This is a genomic window from Bythopirellula goksoeyrii (genome assembly GCF_008065115.1).
Classification (GTDB): domain Bacteria; phylum Planctomycetota; class Planctomycetia; order Pirellulales; family Lacipirellulaceae; genus Bythopirellula; species Bythopirellula goksoeyrii.
On record NZ_CP042913.1, the window covers coordinates 4,564,080 to 4,581,240 of the forward strand.

Annotated in this window: 12 protein-coding genes; 2 read left to right on the plus strand and 10 right to left on the minus strand. The window is 51.1% G+C overall.

All coding sequences use genetic code 11. The features are described 5' to 3' along the window. Positions 1–152 precede the first annotated feature (152 nt). Positions 153–2,270, plus strand: coding sequence for a trypsin-like peptidase domain-containing protein (locus Pr1d_RS17965; RefSeq protein WP_148074818.1), 2,118 nt, complete (start codon positions 153–155; stop codon positions 2,268–2,270). A 648-nt stretch (positions 2,271–2,918) separates the two neighbouring features. Here the strand turns inward: Pr1d_RS17965 and Pr1d_RS17970 are convergent. From Pr1d_RS17970 to guaB, 9 genes are all read right to left on the minus strand, one after another. Continuing rightward, positions 2,919–4,091, minus strand: coding sequence for a dipeptidase (locus tag Pr1d_RS17970; RefSeq protein WP_148074819.1), 1,173 nt, complete (start codon positions 4,089–4,091; stop codon positions 2,919–2,921). 123 nt (positions 4,092–4,214) lie between these two features. Beyond that, positions 4,215–5,903, minus strand: a complete 1,689-nt coding sequence (locus Pr1d_RS26120; RefSeq protein WP_148074820.1) for a Na+/H+ antiporter NhaC family protein — start codon at positions 5,901–5,903, stop codon at positions 4,215–4,217. A 108-nt stretch (positions 5,904–6,011) separates the two neighbouring features. After that, positions 6,012–8,060, minus strand: a complete 2,049-nt coding sequence (locus Pr1d_RS17980; RefSeq protein ID WP_148074821.1) for a serine hydrolase — start codon at positions 8,058–8,060, stop codon at positions 6,012–6,014. Between the two features lie 29 nt (positions 8,061–8,089). After that, entirely contained in the window at positions 8,090–9,112 is a 1,023-nt protein-coding gene (locus Pr1d_RS17985; protein ID WP_148074822.1) for a dipeptide epimerase, read from the minus strand. Between the two features lie 42 nt (positions 9,113–9,154). Then, complete coding sequence (locus Pr1d_RS17990; RefSeq protein ID WP_148074823.1) at positions 9,155–10,198, minus strand: DUF1611 domain-containing protein; 1,044 nt, start codon at positions 10,196–10,198, stop codon at positions 9,155–9,157. A 297-nt stretch (positions 10,199–10,495) separates the two neighbouring features. Next, positions 10,496–11,296, minus strand: a complete 801-nt coding sequence (locus Pr1d_RS17995) for a biotin--[acetyl-CoA-carboxylase] ligase (protein ID WP_148074824.1) — start codon at positions 11,294–11,296, stop codon at positions 10,496–10,498. Positions 11,297–11,336: 40 nt separating this feature from the next. After that, positions 11,337–12,002 carry an NAD(P)H-hydrate epimerase gene (locus tag Pr1d_RS18000; protein ID WP_148074825.1) on the minus strand — a complete coding sequence of 222 codons (666 nt, stop codon included), beginning with the start codon at positions 12,000–12,002 and terminating at the stop codon, positions 11,337–11,339. 51 nt (positions 12,003–12,053) lie between these two features. Beyond that, positions 12,054–13,307, minus strand: a complete 1,254-nt coding sequence (locus Pr1d_RS18005; RefSeq protein ID WP_148074826.1) for a hypothetical protein — start codon at positions 13,305–13,307, stop codon at positions 12,054–12,056. Continuing rightward, the gene (gene guaB / locus Pr1d_RS18010) at positions 13,240–14,718 is read right to left on the minus strand and encodes an IMP dehydrogenase (RefSeq protein ID WP_148074827.1); all 1,479 of its coding nucleotides are present in this window, start codon (positions 14,716–14,718) and stop codon (positions 13,240–13,242) included. The genes Pr1d_RS18005 and guaB overlap by 68 nt, the downstream gene beginning before the upstream one ends. Positions 14,719–14,921: 203 nt before the next feature. Here guaB and Pr1d_RS18015 point away from each other — a divergent pair, with 203 nt between their 5' ends. After that, positions 14,922–15,623 carry a J domain-containing protein gene (locus Pr1d_RS18015; protein WP_148074828.1) on the plus strand — a complete coding sequence of 234 codons (702 nt, stop codon included), beginning with the start codon at positions 14,922–14,924 and terminating at the stop codon, positions 15,621–15,623. An 86-nt stretch (positions 15,624–15,709) separates the two neighbouring features. Here Pr1d_RS18015 and Pr1d_RS18020 read toward each other — a convergent pair whose 3' ends face one another. Then, positions 15,710–16,999, minus strand: a complete 1,290-nt coding sequence (locus tag Pr1d_RS18020; protein WP_148074829.1) for a hypothetical protein — start codon at positions 16,997–16,999, stop codon at positions 15,710–15,712. Between the last annotated feature and the right edge of the window lie 162 nt (positions 17,000–17,161).

Here is a 17,161-nt window from a genome sequence, read left to right on the forward strand (position 1 = left end):
AAAGCGAAGACAGATTAATGATCGGTCAATACACACAAAATAAATACCCTATATAATGATTGCGAAAGGATAATCGAATAGCTATATTGCTAAAAGGAACAGTTCGTCGCTTCGTCAATAAGTATTGTTTGAGTACTCTCCTTGGAGTTACGATGCCTGAACGATTCCCCTTCTCTTACGAGCCAATAGTTGCTCGCATTCTTTTCTCTTCTCTAACTTGTTTTTCCATTTTCGTCAGTTGTCCTGTTCTTCTCTCAAGGGCAGAGCAATGGACAGACTCATCGGGCAATCACACTGTTGAGGCAGAATTTGTTTCCTTTGAAAATGGAACTGTTGTTCTCCGAGACAACTCCGCAAAAGAAATCAAAGTTCCTTACGAAAAATTCAATAAGGCTTCTCAGATACTGGTGGACTCTCTTGTCAACAGAAGAGATGAAAAGGACCTTGATCGTAAACCAATGCTCATTGGTGGAGCGGACGAACTCGAATCAATTGCTAAGGAGAAAAGAAAGGCCGTTGATGCCCTGGAATTGTATGAGGTCTTCGTAAACCTACCACAGTTAGATGAACATGAGAAAGCTCACGCCGAATCGCGTATTGACGTGTGGCGACAACGAGCGAACGAAGAACTTTGGCGTTGGGGGAATCGTTGGGTACCAATCGAAACAATTCGAGAAAACATCGAAGACGAAGATCGACTTATTCAAGAAGCTCACCGGTTGATCGAAATTGGCAATGAGACCATGGCGCGCGAGCGATTTGAAGAAGCCAGCAAGAAAAATCCAGAGAGTATTCGAGGAGACTTCTACCTTGGTATATTGCACGCATTAATTGGGAAAGACTCAAAGAGTGCGAGAGAATGTTTTAATAAGTGTGTTAAACGCCTAGAAAGCTACCAAGACAACACATCTGGCATTCAGAGGGCCAATCTAATCGCTGCCCTTAACAATCGAGCCATTTGTTATGCCAGAATGGGAAAACACAGTCAGGCGATGAGAGATTGGGATCTAGCGATAGAAATGGAACCCATGACTCCAGAATTAGTCCAAAATCTGGGATATTACGCCAGGCTTGCTGGGCTGCTAACAAACTGGGGAGTTTCCTCAAATACAGCTCGCAGGATTTCTGAACAATACGCTGCTGTTACTGTAGCCAACCAATCTAATGCCTTCGCAGCCGGCGTGGGTTGGCTATTCATTCCTTTTATAGATACTCCAAAATTCTCTGCTCTCGAAGAGATCGAATTACCTGACAACGAGAATATAGATCAGGATCGAATGGAATTTGTAAAGTTAGCTGAAGAAAATGAATTCCGCATCGCCGGGTGGGCTTCGGCAGTAGCAGTTGATCAAGATTATCTGCTGACGTCCAAGGATTACATCAAAGACGCATATGGACTGTGGGTCTCAGATGAAGGAAATGTTCGAAAGGACCTTCCCGGGCGGATCGTTGCAGTTTCCAACGACTATGACTTGGCATTGATTCGTTTCAATGGGCTTAATGCTCGCCCATTATCTCTAGAAAAGAATGAAATACGAAGGGCAGATCCTTTTCGGATTATTGGGTACCCAGAGCCAGGCTTACTAGGGAGTGAAGCCCAGATCTTTAATGGTGTAGTTATGGATATCAATAATTCCAGAGCGGCTCACGATCAAGGATACGTAACGCGATTAGTCTATGATTCACCTCTCAATCGTGGCTGCGTAGGTGCTCCACTACTGAATGATCAGGGCAGAATTATAGGAATCGATGTGGGCGAATCAGACTTAGCACAAATTGCAGGAGGGAGACGATGTGGAATTAGTTCAGGAAATATTCGTTCCTTTCTGTCAACCACTAGTAGGGAATATGCTGCTCTAGAACAGGGCGACCCCAATGGTATCGTGGACATTCAGGAGGCCAATCTCGATTCGAGTGTTTTTCAAATTGCTCTTGTTTGTCGCGCACCTCGGCTTAGTTGGTCTGAGAGAATTAGCAAGATTCGTGGTGTCACATCAAAGCAAGGTTGGAATGCATTTGAAGACCCTTGGTGTGCTATCTGCAATGGAATTGGAGAACTACCTTGCAGAGGTAGAGGGTGCAACGGTGGACAGGTTGCTCATAGAGAACAGGTCGTCGTCGGAAGATTTCCAGCAACAGGAAAACCAATTTTGGACTGGAAGAGGACGTTTGAAAAATGTGATGTCTGCAGAGGGAAGGGATCGCTTGATTGCCCGCATTGCAGTGGTAAGGAACATGAGCCGTTACTTTCAATAAGAGATCATAATTGAGATTTGCTCGTTTCTCCGCCTCATTCTACTCGATTACAGAACCAATCTGATTTTTTGATAACCGATTGATCTATGCACACATTTATTGGGCAGCATGCCACGATTCTCTTTTTACCCCTCTCCAGCAACTTTACACAAGTTATTGGCCACCAGATTTGCTAGACTCGTCGTTGCATACGTTTGTAATGTGACGATCTTTGAAAACCGAACTGTTTTGCTCAGCTTGAGCAGATCCCCGGCTGAGTTCCGGTGAGTTTGTTGGAGTTCAGGCTTTAGCTTGCTAACCGAAGACGCTAGAGATCCGTCGGTAGATCGGACTGTCGATGACTTGAAGCACCCGGTAGTTTTGTCTCGCTGAGACGGAGTTTTGTTTTCAAAACCCCTCCGCTCCCGAGGCAACGGAATTCCCGCAAGCCCTTGCTAACACACAAGTTACAGCGAGATTGAACGGCGAAATGAGAGGGGGTTTTGTTTTGTAGAGAAAGTTTTCGACAAAATGGACGGGCCAAAATTCCTCCGATGCATGCGTAGGATCGAGCAAAGATGAGTAGCTTTGCGCACAGAAAGGCCAAGAAGAAAGCTCCCCTAGAACGGCCAATCCTGGCCGTGGAATAGGAGACGGGCCAGAGTGTCCGTACTACGGCGAGTTTATTTCTTTTCCGCGGCCAACTGCTTCGCGACGTGTTCCGTTGCTTCCATCACTCGCAGCAGGTTCTCACCCAAGATCTTCTTGATATCGGCTTCGCTATAACCCCGGTCCAACAACGCTTGGGTAATATAGGGATAGCTGGAGACGTCATCCAATTGAGTAGGGAGCGAAGTCACCCCATCGTAATCGCTACCGAGGCCAACATGGTCGATACCCGCTACCTCGGCAATGTGATCGATGTGATCGATGAGGTCGTGGATCGTACCTCGACCCGGAGAGGGATCATTCGCATCCCATTTACGCATCTCGCTGCGAACCTTGGTATCGTCGTCCAAGGTCTTCTTAATTTCGCGCTCATGCGCGAGTCGTCTAGTGAAACGCTCCGCGGCCGCGGGGACAACAAAACTGGAGAAAAAGTTCACCATCACCACACCGCCGTTCTTGGTGACCAGCTTTAACACATCGTCAGGTACATTGCGAGGGCAATCGGCCACTGCACGGGCCGACGAGTGGGAAAAAATGACAGGGGCTTTCGTAATCCGCAAGGCATCCTTCATCGTATCGGGGGATACATGAGATAGGTCGACCAACATTCCTAGCCGATTCATCTCTGCAATGACTTCTTCGCCAAAAGGTGTCAGCCCTCCATGGCGCGCTTCATCGGTTGCCGAATCTGCCCAGTCGAGCGTATCCGAGTGCGTCAGAGTCATGTAGCGGGCGCCGAGCCGATACAATTGTCGCAGTACATTGAGAGAATTCTCAATCGAATGCCCCCCTTCGACACCGATCAGCGACGCAATTTTTCCCTCCGCACAAATACGGCGAATGTCCGCCACATCGAGCGCTTGCTCAAAAGTCTCCGGATAGCGATCGACCATCGCATGGACCATCTCGATCTGCTCGAGCGTCGCCGTCAGAGCTGTTCCATCATAAGCGGTACTGGCAGGTACATAGACCGACCAGAATTGCACATCAAGCCCTCCCTCGCGTAGCCGAGGAATATCCGTCTGCAAAGTTTTCTGATGTTTAGAAATATCCAACCGTGTAAACGAGAGCGAACCTTGCGCCCGCAATTCCCAAGGGAGATCGTTGTGACCATCCACAACAATTGCCTGAGAATTGAGCTTGCGCGCACGTTCTGTGAGTACCACTGGAGACCGATCTTGTTTCATATCAACCTCCTCAGCACGACTAGCATTGGAGTCGAATGCAATTAGATGCGAAACAATCACGACCAATAATAAGATTAGCCTGGAAATTGGAGCTAAGTTCATAGGTCTTTCCGCGGGATAATGCTAGGAAGTTTCGGAATCTCGCCCAAAAAATGCCATCGCCACACAAAGGGCGACTATTTGCAAAGGCAACAGCAACCACACCGAGAACCCCCAGCCCAAAGGAAGTGTACCGAATAGGATGGTAATCGTTCCCACCAGCAACGCGTACGGGAGTTGAGTTATTACATGCGCCATATGATCACAGCCACTAGCTTGTGAAGAAAGAATCGTGGTATCCGAGATCGGCGAACAGTGATCGCCAAACACGGCACCCGCCAGCACTCCACCAACCGAGGCCAGCAAGATCGCATTGCCCACCGGAAGCTCACCACTATCACCGCCTAAGAGCGAATGCGTGAGTGAAACGACAATCGGTAGCAAGATTCCCATCGTGCCAAAGCTGGTTCCCGTTGCGAAAGAAAGTATCGCAGCCAAGATGAAGACTGTCGTTGGCATAAGGCGGGTGAAGGTGGTCAGCTTATCACTCGAGGCGGATGGCCCCGTGTCGTCCTCTTCAGCTACCAAGAACTGAGTCAAGAATTCGCCCGTGTAGAGCCGATGACTTTTGAATTCATAGGGAGTGGTACTCATGGTCCCATCGACCGCGCGGCTCCCCGTCATACGCGACAGGGACGATGCACACCACAGTATAGCGATGGCCGGCAAGACGACTTTGGCCCCCTGCCCCATCGCACGCATGATTTCTTTCTCAGTGGCCAGCCGCTGTACCAGAGCCAGCACGACCGCCAGCACCAGCCCCACCAAAGCACCATATTGCAAAGCCAAACTGGAATCCGCCGCTCCAAGGATATCTCGCAACTTCGGAGTCGGATCACCGGGCGCAAGGTCGAGCGATTGCAAGCCGGTGCTATAGAGCAAGCCCATTACAACCAGCAAGGTGGAAACGATAGGGAGTACTGCGTTGTACCACCGGGCAGAGATACCCTCGCGGTCGTGTTCGTTGAGTTCATCAAAGGGATGAAGCTTTGCTTCCTCATCGAGCGTGCTGCGCAAACGGCGTCGCTCGGCCTTAAGCATCGGACCAAAGTCGCGACCAGTCAATGCAACCAACGGAACTAATACCAATGAGATTAGCACGTAGAATCGATAGGGAATGCTTCCCAAAAACAAGTCGATGGCAGTCAATTCTGTGGAGGTGCCGAGCGCCTCGATTCCCTCGCGAACATAATCGATTTCAACAGCGACCCAAGTCGACAAGAGAGAAATACCTGCCACTGGTGCAGCGGTTGAATCGACCAGGTACGCCAGCTTCTCGCGAGAAATCTTCAACCGATCGCAGAGTGGTCTTAGCGTATTGCCCAGCAGAATGGAGTTGGCATAGTCATCGAAGAAGATCAAAAGTCCCAACAGCCACGTAACCAACTGCCCCCCACGTCGGGTCTTGGCGAATGGCGAAATGAGCCCGATCAGTCCCTTCATCCCGCCGCAGTAACAGATCACGCCAATCATGGCCCCCATCATGAGGGTGAATGAAAACACGCGGAGCTTGCCCGGGTCGATGAACGTGGGCCAGAGATGCACTTCAAATAAGTCATGCACAGCCAACCCAAGATGCCCTCCTTTTGTGACCAACACACCGCAGAACAACCCCACGACGAGCGACAAGGTCGCACGCCGCGTAGTAATAGCGAGCACAATTGCCACCAACGGAGGCAAGATGCTCAACCAGCCATAGGGATGCGTTGTCATGCGAATGAGAATTGGTTTTGAAAGTCATTGGCAGTTTTAGCCAATGGTAACAACCGCGGGCTTCCGCCGGCGGCTAGGAAGGAATGGTGGGTGATCACAGTAGTAGTTTTAATTCCCCTCGCCTGAATCCGAGTCAAGTTGCTGCCAGGCCCAGCGATAGAGATTTCGGGCATCGACGTAGCGGCCGTCCGACGAAGTTGCGCCCAATATCACGACGATCAATGAATCACCGTCCCGAGTTCCCAGAGAAACGAGACACGCTCCCGCGGCGTTTGTCGTGCCGGTCTTTATCCCGTCGTAGCCCTCCCTCCGCAATAGTCGATTTGTGTTCTTCCAGGCCAGGTTTCTCGTGTACCCCCCTGGGCCCGTGACCGTGCAACCATGTTGAGCCGTTGCGACATAGTCGCGGAAAGTAGGTATTTGCATTGCTTGGTAGGCCAACTTCAAGAGATCGCTGGCAGTGGATTGATGGCCATCTTCGGGTAACCCATTCGGATTCTTAAAGCTGGAGTTAGTCATATTCAACTTCTTGGCCATCTTGTTCATCGCATCGATAAAATTGTCGTAGGCATCCTGATTGTCTTGCTGGTCCAGTTCTACCAGGCGAGTCCCAAAGTGTTCAGCCAGCGCGACCGAGGCGTCATTGCCCGAGGGCAACATCAACCCATAGAGCAATTCACGAACGGCGATCTTCTCTCCCACACGAACTCCTGCAGTGGACCCTCCGGTATTGTCAGCTCGCTCAGAGAATTCGACGATTTCATCCATCACCTCAGGATGTTCTTCGGCATAATTCAGCACCAGATAAGCAGTCATCATCTTCGTGGTACTGGCAATGTCACGTATATCGTCCTCGTGAAATCCCCACAAGGTGTTGCCCGATTTGCTATCCCCAATCACCCACGCTTTGCAAGTTGTCACAGGAGGTTCAGATAAATCTTCAACAGGCTCTTTTTCAATCACAACCGAGTTAAATTCAGCCGGATCCGGAGCAGGCTTATCTTCGACCAACGGCCCCAAGGAAGCCCATGTCTCTGATCCAACTTTGCCAGTCTCTTCCAACTTTTCCTGACGCTGAAATTCCTTAACCGCACTTTCAGTTTCGGAACCAAAGTCCCCATCAACCCCGATCTCGCGCTTGGATTTCAGTCGGGCGTTCAGGGTGCGTTGCAGAGCTTCCACCAACAGGCCAGAGTCGCCAGATTTAAGCGACTTAGGGCCCTTTGGTTCTCCTGTGCTGTCCGAATTGAAATAGTCATACGCTGCCTTTGCTATATTCGAGCAAAGCAGTTCGGCGGCATTGTCGTCGTTCCAACTGCGGTCGGCGATGTTGGTAGTAAGTACGCAAAGAGCGATCGGCCCGCCAGGACTTTCGATAATTCCGGCATCCGTTCGGGAGTCAGAAACTGATCCCGTCTTGTGTGCCACAACTATTTCAGGAGGAAGCAAACGAGAGAACTTCGTCTTGTCGTTACAGGCACGCAGATGGGCAAGCATTTGCTTGCTGGCTTGTTTGCTCAATAGTTGCCCTGCTTGCAGCTTTTCGAGTAGAGAAACCATCTCCTTGGCAGTTGTGCTCCCTAAGCCATATTTCTTGCTTCGTTCAGGTAAAATCGACGTATCGCGTCGGAAAACCTTCGAGTTTAGAACGGTTTCATCGCAACCGAGTTCTTTCATCACTTCGGTCGTCCTTGGCAGCCCTACCTGATCGATTACCAAGTTGGTGGCCGTGTTGTCCGAATAAACGATCATTAGATGGATCGCATCCTTGAGCGGAAGCGAAGTACCGTCAGAAAAATGCTCCGCTAAGATTCCCGAGCCGGGCACCTTGTCCTCAGCTTTGAGAGTAATCTTCTGGGCCAAATCCAATTTGCCGCTGTCGATTGCCTTGTAAGTAGCAATCATTATCGGCAGCTTGATCAAACTGGCCGTCGGCATCGGCACAGTGGAACTGTATTCAAAGGTCTCACCCGTCTCAAGCTGCTTGACCATTACGCCGACTTCTCCGTCGAAAGCATCGATCAACGGCTGAATTCGACTCGACAGATCCTCGGCGACCGTATGAGTCGTCCCTGAGAAAATCAATCCGACCAGTAATAGATGAATGCACGCTGCGCACGAGAACCTATATCTATGAATTGAATCGGCAGAACACATTGAAACGACTCCAAATAGCTTCTTGAGTATCAAGTGACTGACAATAGCCGCACGCCATTTCCGGGAACGTCGGGAAACGTACACTTGCCCTTGTCCACAACGACCCCGGTGGCAATGTCTTGAGCCAACAACGCAGCTCCATCCATATCAACATAATCCAGCAGTGGCAACAATTGCGCGATTGCGGATATCCCTACACTCGATTCCGTCATACAGCCAACCATCGCCTTCAATCCCAACTTACGGGCCTCAGCAATCATACGCCGTGCAGGAGTCAGTCCGCCACACTTCACTAGCTTGATGTTGACCCCATGAAAATGTCCATGGCAGCGGGCAACATCCGCTTCGGTGATACAACTTTCATCGGCAATGATCGGAAGTGCCGATTCTTGGAACACCATTTGGTAACCTTCCCAATCGTTAGCAGGAAGCGGCTGCTCGATGAATTCTACATTGAGCTCACGCAATTCGTGCGAATTGCGAATCGTCTCATCGGCAGTCCAGCCACAATTTGCATCAACGCGAAACACCGCGTCAGTTGACTGCCGCAGTTCGCGGACGATCTCCAGATCGTGCGAGGTCCCAAGTTTGATCTTGTAAATTGGCCAACCCGGCATCTCGTTCAGCTTGGCAAGCATCACGTCGATCTCGTCGATACCGATCGTGAAGTTCGAGTAGGGCATGATGGAAGCGTCGAGTCCCCATAATTCATACACGGGCTTGCCCTGTTGTTTGCCCCAGAGATCGTAGGCCGCTTGATCCAGAGCACAAAGTGCAAAGGGACAATCTTGTAATTGAGGGGCAACAGTCTGCCATAGCGAGGCCGGATCGAGCGGTGAAAACTCTTCCACCGAAGATCTTACTTGCTCGAGCGCATCCTTCATCGCCTCAAGCGTCATCCCGTAGTAGCTATTGGTTGTCGCTTCACCGAAGCCACGATGTTTCCCATCAGTGAGTTCTACTATGAGAGTAGGCTGCACGCTGGTCGATTCACGTGAAATCGTAAACGTGTGCCGCAGCGGTAATTCGAACTCATGCGTTAGCAATATCACGATTCTATTCCGGTATTAAGGTTGGCAATAACTCGCAAGTCTCTACTTCTCTCCCAGCATCGCTTGAATCGGCTCGAGCAACTCATCGGGGCCATGACGAATGACATCGCATACTGGCAGACCCAATTCCTGGCGGACGCGTTCCCTCTCCTTTTCAGTTTCCTCAGCTGACACTTTACGAGAGTTCATAGCCACTCCAATCACACGGGATGGCACTGCGAGATTCGCCATGGTTTCATATACTCTAAGCAGCTGATCAAGAGGCTTGAGCGGAAAACCCTCCATACCATAGACATGCTTGCGACCTACCTCATAGCAAAGGATCATTGCCTGTGGCAAGCAGCCATGCAATAAGCCCAACGTAACAGCAGAGTACCTTGGATGAGAGATACTTCCCTGTCCTTCGATAAATAGCACATCGTTGTGCTGATGGGCAAGAATCATTTTTTCAACCGCCCCGCTGAGAAAATCAGCAACAACACAATCAATCGGACAGCCGTCTCCTTCGACTAGGATACCTGTCTGACCCGTGGCAATAAACTTAGACTGAATTCCACGGGCCTTCATGGCATTGGAAAGTTCCAGTGACACGAGCATCTTGCCAACACTGCAATCCTGTCCCACCGTATGAACTCGCAAGCAATCCTCGCGAATGTCTATTCGATTTGCCACGTCGCGCTCGTTGTTCTTGCGAACATCGATGAGCTGTACTCCCTTCTCTGCCGCGGCACTAACAAACTCAGCATCGCTGCAAAGAAACTCATGCAGCCCCGAGATCACATCCATCCCACGTCGAATCGCAGCCAAAATAATGGAGCGCCACGGTGCAGGGATTTTCCCGCCGGAAGGAGCAATCCCCAACATCAACACATTCGCCTGCGGAGCATCTTCCAAGCTCCCCACAATCGGGATGTCTCCTCCGACGTTCAACAACTCTTGTGCCGTTTTGCCTGCTTGCGTTGAATCCAAAAGAGCCACCACCTGCTCCGGTCGATAGCGGACCACGCAGGTAGCTGTTTTTCCCGTGACGGGTTCAGTATGTCCTTCAGTTAATATAATCAAGCGGCGTTGCGAGTCAGACACCATAGTTAACCTATTTGCTGCGTCAAAAGCTCAAGTGAAATCTAAAAGGATACAAAACAGCCATCTGCCCCTTTGCGAGAAGCTGCCTCAAATCCTGTGACATGAGTGTAATGCTTGCGTAGATAGACGAGAAGTCTATTGGACAAATTAGATTAAAGAGTTTGCAGATTAATTCCCTGCTCAGTATCTGAGGGGAGCATGGGAAATACGAATCACACTCTGATGTCTCGCTCATCAAATCGCGCACGATTCTCTTGCGAAAGCGCACAACACGAACCGCTTGGAATACTATAGTCAGAGTCAGGACGTAAAATCCGAAACCGTTCCCGATAGGCAACGTTCAATCCCGAACTCCGTCTCCAGAACCAATGCACCGTTATCATCGATACCATGGCAAACTCCGATTAGATGTCGAGTATCCAAATCGATCTCGACTAATTGCCCAGTGAGCAGACACCTCGTGTGCCAATCTCGCCGCAAATCCTGAGTACCCCTGGCAAGACTAGTCAGTCGCTCTGCAAGTTGCTGCAAAACTTGAATAAGCACCTCTGTCGGTTCAATTTTTTGCTGGGCAATATCGCTAAGCGATATCGCGTGTCCTCGCAATTCCAATGGAGCAAGTGCCGTAGTATTGTTCACGTTAATACCAATTCCAATGACAACTCGTGCGCGACGACTATCGGGCGCTTCGACTAAGATACCACAAGCTTTGCACCCGCTAAGATAGACGTCGTTTGGCCATTTCAACTTCGCGTCGCCGACTTCGATCGTCTTCTCTATGGCATCGCAAACCGCCAGCCCTGTCGTCAAAGAGATCTTGGGCCAACAACTGGTAGGCAGTTTCAACGCCCCGCAATTAACCAGGACCGAGAATGCCAGCCCCCCTTCCCCCGACCACCAACGATTCTTTCCGCGACCTCGTCCCGCCGTCTGTCTCTCGGTAAGTACTAGCGTGGCAATGGGAATCTCGCTTTGTTCTCGGGCTAACTCGAGTCCACGATTATTGGTCGAGGAAAGTTCTTGGTTGTAGTCAATCTGACCAATGAACGTCTCAGCAACGATGCGATCCAATGTATCCAGCGAGAAAGAATTGTCATTCATAGAATCTACAAAATTCCGATTAAGCCACGTTCGTCCGCGCCTAACTTCCTTCTGACTTTGGAGAAACTCCAATACTCACGACATGCACCTCGCCTAGAAATTTCCGCGCCGTAGGGTTGGCAAACCCAACTTTCGGAGCGACAAACGTGCAAGTCACTTCAGCTCGCACCGTAACAGCCGCTACCTCCCCCGAATCGCAGTCAAGCCCACTGGGGACATCCACCGCCAGTCGCTGAGCCTGTTGCCGATTCATCCACTTGATGGCCGTGCGGTAGGGTTCGCGTGGTTCGCCATGGGCGCCAGTTCCTAACATCGCATCAATAAGCCAATCTGTCCCCATTGCTTCCCTGTTCAGGGCTTCATCGAGAGAGTCAACCTGCGATAAATCAACCAGCGGCAGATGAGATTGAACGAGGATTCGGTAGTTAGTCTGTGCATCGCCTTGGAGTTCGCTAGGAGGAGTGAGTAACGCCACTTTCGCATTCACACCACGAATCGCCAAGTGCCGAGCGATGACAAAACCGTCGCCGCCATTGTTGCCTTTGCCGCAAAGTATGAAGACCGTGTGGGGCGTTGCCTCGCGGCTCCGAAGCACATCGACCACACCGCGGCCGGCATTTTCCATCAGCACAATACTGGGGATACCGAGTTCTTCGGTTGCTCGAATGTCGAAGTCACGAGCTTGCTGTCGGGTAAGGGACTCCATGGGAGATAGTATATCAACAAGAGTCCAATAATGCGACTTGTCCCTATGCCTTTACGGAATAGCAAACGCGGCCCCGGTTACAAACCCAGCTTGATAGAACGCTGCTCGACAAGTAAATGGAACGGGCTCGATCATATACGGTGCACAATCACCCGGGCGGTAATGCCCCAGGGCGTAGATGCACTCGTTAGGAGATTCGATCCCCATCTTGTATGGCAGGATCGGCACACTGGTGAAGAAATGCACTCCAGACATGATCGGTTGCACATATGGTCCCCAGGAATGGCCGTAACGCTCAAGCTGATCTTGCTCGAAGTACAGAGGCTTGTGGCACAGGGCAGAGGCTTTCCAGTTGTACGTTATCTCAGACCAGGAACGCGGCTGCATAGGCTCGTTGCCAAAGGCACATTCGTAAGGATAATCCTCGCCGGCAATCCCCTCCACGCGGATGTTCAGGTCGACGCTGCTCACCTTGTCAGCCTTGGCGGCGGCCAACTCTTCTTCACAGTTTTTCTGGTCCTCAGCAGAGCGGTCTGTTTCGAGTCGTCTGTCACGGAATTGGCTTGGACGCTGCGAATTCGATTCTGCATTTGGCACTTTCAAGTCGAAATTGAATTCGCTTTTCGGTGCTCCATTTCTGCGGATTTGTATTGATTCTTCTTGTTCTAGTGTACTATTCTTGTCGAAATCGTCGTCATCCAATGTTTCTTCCATATTCACAGTTTCTTTTTCTACATCAGATTCGAGAGCCGCTTCAGATTCTTTTTCCGCTTTCTCACGGCGTGCTCGCTCCCGATCCAGCGCTTCTTCGATTTCGTCGAGGTCTGTATCCAACGGTGGAATGGGACCTTCGAGCGGTTCGTCAAAAGGATCCTTGACAAGCTGCGCAATGCGGTCGTCAGCTTCGAACGGATCGACCGTGTGCAAAGGATTCTCGCTTTTGTCTTCGCCAATATCTGACTGTGTTGATATTAGCGGCGGAGTTTCATCGAAGATGGGTTCTTCCAACTCAGCAGCTAACGCGTCATCCTCTTCCCATGCAGCGGCAATTAGGTTGCTTTCGCTTTGATCAAGCCCTTCGGCTTGCGCTGTTCTCAGGGGATTACCAGAGTCAGAAAACCCTGCCGAACTCTCCTGGCCTGGACGCCCCCAACCGAGGTCGCCTGCAAAGACTGGAGAGAAAAGAGAAAGGAAAAAGAAACCAACCGCTACACTGGCTGCCAGTAGTTGAGCCAGATCAATGCTCTTCCACCGCGGTAAACTCAGCGGTGTAGTTAGGCGCTTCCTGCGTGATCGCAATGTCATGGGGATGATTCTCCCGCACACTCGCCGGCGAAACCTGAATGAATCGGGCGTGCGTGCGCAGCTCTTCGATAGTTTTCGTACCACAGTAACCCATTCCTGCCCGCAACCCCCCCACAAGTTGATACAGGTAGGGACTCAGCGGACCTTTGTATGGCACGCGGCCCTCGACTCCTTCGGGGACCAACTTGCCATTGCCACCGCTTTCCGACTGGCGATAGCGTTCACTCGAACCATGGACCATAGCCCCGAGCGAACCCATGCCTCGGTAGGCCTTAAAAGTACGACCCTTGTAAAGCACGCGTTCGCCAGGACTCTCATCCAACCCCGCCAGCAAGCCACCCAACATCACGACGTGGGCACCTGCCGCGAGGGCTTTTGTTATATCTCCTGAAAAACGAATGCCACCGTCGGCAATGACTCGAACCTTCGAGCCAATCGCCGCCTGAGCAACATTGTAAACTGCTGTAACTTGCGGAACACCGATTCCTGAGATCACTCGCGTTGTGCAAATTGATCCAGGACCGATTCCGACCTTAACGGCATCGGCTCCCGCTGCAATCAGGTCGCGGCAACCCTCGGCCGTTGCCACATTGCCGGCAACGATCTCGATGTCCCACTTTGATTTGATCTGTTTGACTGTTTCAATGACGTTCGACGAGTGCCCGTGTGCGCTATCGACGACTAAAAAGTCGACGTCCTTGTCGATGAGGCTCGCGGCCCGTTCGAAATCGAACACGCCAATCGCCGCACCCACCCGCAAACGCCCTTGGGCATCTTTGCAGGCCTGAGGAAACCGCCGCATCATGTCGATGTCTTTGATCGTGATCAGGCCCGTCAGTTTGTATTCTTCGTCAACTAGCAAAAGTTTCTCGACCTTTTTTGCCATCAAAATCTTCTCAGCTTCCCCAAGCGTTACAGTCCCCGTTGCTGTCACCAAGGGTTCACTGGTCATCACTTCCGCGATGGGGAGACTGTTATCTTCGAGAAACCGCAGATCGCGGCGGGTAAGAATTCCCACGAGTCGGCCATCGTTCGTGATGGGGATGCCGGACACATTCGACTCGTCCATCGTTTGCCGAGCGACAGCAACGCTAGCGTCAGGAGGCAGCGTGACGGGATCCACGATGATACCGTTGGCGCTCCGTTTGACTTTGTCCACCTCTTCTGTCTGCCGCTCGACGGACATGTTCTTGTGGATGACACCGAGACCGCCCTCCTGAGCTAGAGCGATCGCCATCTTATGCTCGGTAACCGTATCCATGGGAGAACTGAGTATCGGCAACCGCATCTCGATGCGTTCGGTGAGTGCGGTTCGAACATCGACATCCGAGGGCACGAATTCGCTGTAGCGAGGTTCGAGCAATACATCATCAAAAGTCAAAGCGGTAGCAGCGGGAAGCTTTTCCTGCATGGCGAAACTCCATTTCTAGGTACAATCCCGCATTATCGGGTGCGTTACGCGAGTTTGCAACCGGGGCAGGTGAGCCGGGGAGTCTTTACCCCCGAGTATTGAAGGCGAGCCGATTGCGTATGTCTTTGGCATATTTGAGATTGAAATGCGGCAGAGAATGCAGGGAGCTTACGCTACACGGCTCGCCTTTTATAATGAATTGCATGCCTTCCCCTCAAGTTCACCGCGATGCCGATGGCCGTCCAGATTTCATGGTCGTACTAGGGGTAGGTCCTCCTTACGCCGAGGAGGATGTTAAACAGGCCTACTTTCAAAAGGCCAAGAGTCTACATCCCGATCGAGGAGGCGATCCCCACGAGTTTGATGCACTGCATCAGGCTTTTGAACAGGCCACGCAGTATCTGGAGTTCAAGCGCAACTCTCGCGGGTGGATCGCTCGGCAAATGGATGGCTATCTCCAGTCACGCGAGTTGACCGACGAGCTGACAGCATTCGGTGCCCACGTCGAGACGAATGCAGTCGAATGGCTCCAGCGCTCCTTTGGTGATTTTGCTGACTTGACCGAGTCGATCACCTCAATTCGATTGGAGAACTCAAGCCAGGCTGAGACGATGCTATCCACGATGCTCAAGCAGGTAGGTGCATTGGACAAGCTCACACGATTAGAACTGCCGGGCTGTCAGGTCTCTGACAAGGCAATTATTCGCTGCGAGGCATTTCAGCAACTACAGTATTTGGACCTCTCTGGCGCCACTGTCACCAAGGCGGTCGTAGCGATTGTCGACCGCTTGCCGAACTTGGTGACGTTGGACCTATCAGGTACGAAAGTATGGTGGTGGACTCGGCACAGAGTTGCGAGTGAGTTGCACAAACGTCAAGCAGAAAAACCTGTCATCTTGGGATAAGGCGAGCCGGTTACGTAAGCATCCGGTATAGTTGTGATTATCGTACGGCAGAGAACGCATGGAGCTTACGCTACTCCGCTCGCCCGTCATGGAAGCAATCCATTTGGTCTCAGCCCAATGTCTTGTTGCTTGTCGAACAGGCCACCATCATCCACACCATTTTTGAAGACGGAGTAAACGATCCACCCCTCATCAGTCCACTTGAGCTTTAGCGGTTTGCCATCGAACGGGTCGATGGTGGCCGATTCGGGTAAATCAAGGTCGGGAATCGTGGTTGCCTCCTTTGAATGGACCGCTTGATATGCCTGGAGAGCATTGAGAACGCGCAGGGAGCGAATGAGGGCCAAGTCGCGATTGGCTGCTATTTGCGCTGATTCTAATGCTGGAAAGAGCAAGCCGATGAGTGAATTGCTGATTGGTGTGCTATATGAATCTCGTTGCAGGTTTGAGAGTTTCTTGGCAGAAACGTAATATGGCTCAGAAACAAAGGGCAAAAGGTTCTCGTAGAAATAGATCATATCCCCTTGTAGCATTGTCCCTTGCCAAGTCATCGGAAAACTGGGAAATAGATCAACAGCAGCGCTCAAGTTAACTGCGCGCTCTGTTTTCAAGTTACGGATAAACCAGTCGAGTTGGTCATGTGTTGCCAGCTCTGCATCCAACGACTTGCGCAGGTCGAGATCCAAAGGCCCTGCGCGCAATGCGCGATTGATTATTTGCGTGCCCATTCCCCGCAATGCTACGGCTACCAAACCGTTGACCAGAGCCGGCTCCTGTTCTTGGAGTTGGGAAAGTTGAAATACGAGCAATCCTGTTTCCACTGCTTCTGGGATGTTCCCTTCTACCAACAATACTCTCGACTTCCAATCAAGCATACGGACAGCGGATCGTAGATTCTGTGCCGAATTCAGTAGCATTGCTAAGAAAGGTTGAAAGTCCTGTGAGTAGTCCAGTCGAGAAGCGTAATTTGGACACTCGATCGCTTGGCGAAGGATGAGTTCGATTGCCGAATGTTTATCAAGAATCTTGAGGATTTCTGCAACGACTTCCGGAGAGGGCTTCTCGCCCTTGTCTTCACTCTTCTCGTACATTTTCCCCAAGGGCGATTCGTAAAACTTAGATTCATCCTTAGCGAAGGCCTCGATTTCCAGAGCGATTTCTTTCAGATAAGCCGCCCCGTTCTCCTCGCCGGGGACTGGTGCGGGCGCCAACTCAGCAATGGAGGTAGGTTCACCCTCAGCACGGAGTGCCTCAAGTCGGGCTGACAAACGATTCGCCCACAAACTCAATGCGGCATAGGCTAAAATGAAGACGCCTATCAGGATGAGAAAGCCGTAGCCGACACGTTTCCAGAATCGCTTGCTGGTAAGAAACATCGAAGGTCCTTGAAGTCAGACGAGTTGCTATAACACACTATTGTTCGCTTGACATCTAGTGATCTTGCTAAGTGGGGACAGCATTTTTTTCTTGCTAGTGGAGAAGCAAAAAAACCGAAGGCCGTCCGGAAACGACCCTCGGCGAGGGGGATCTTACACTCT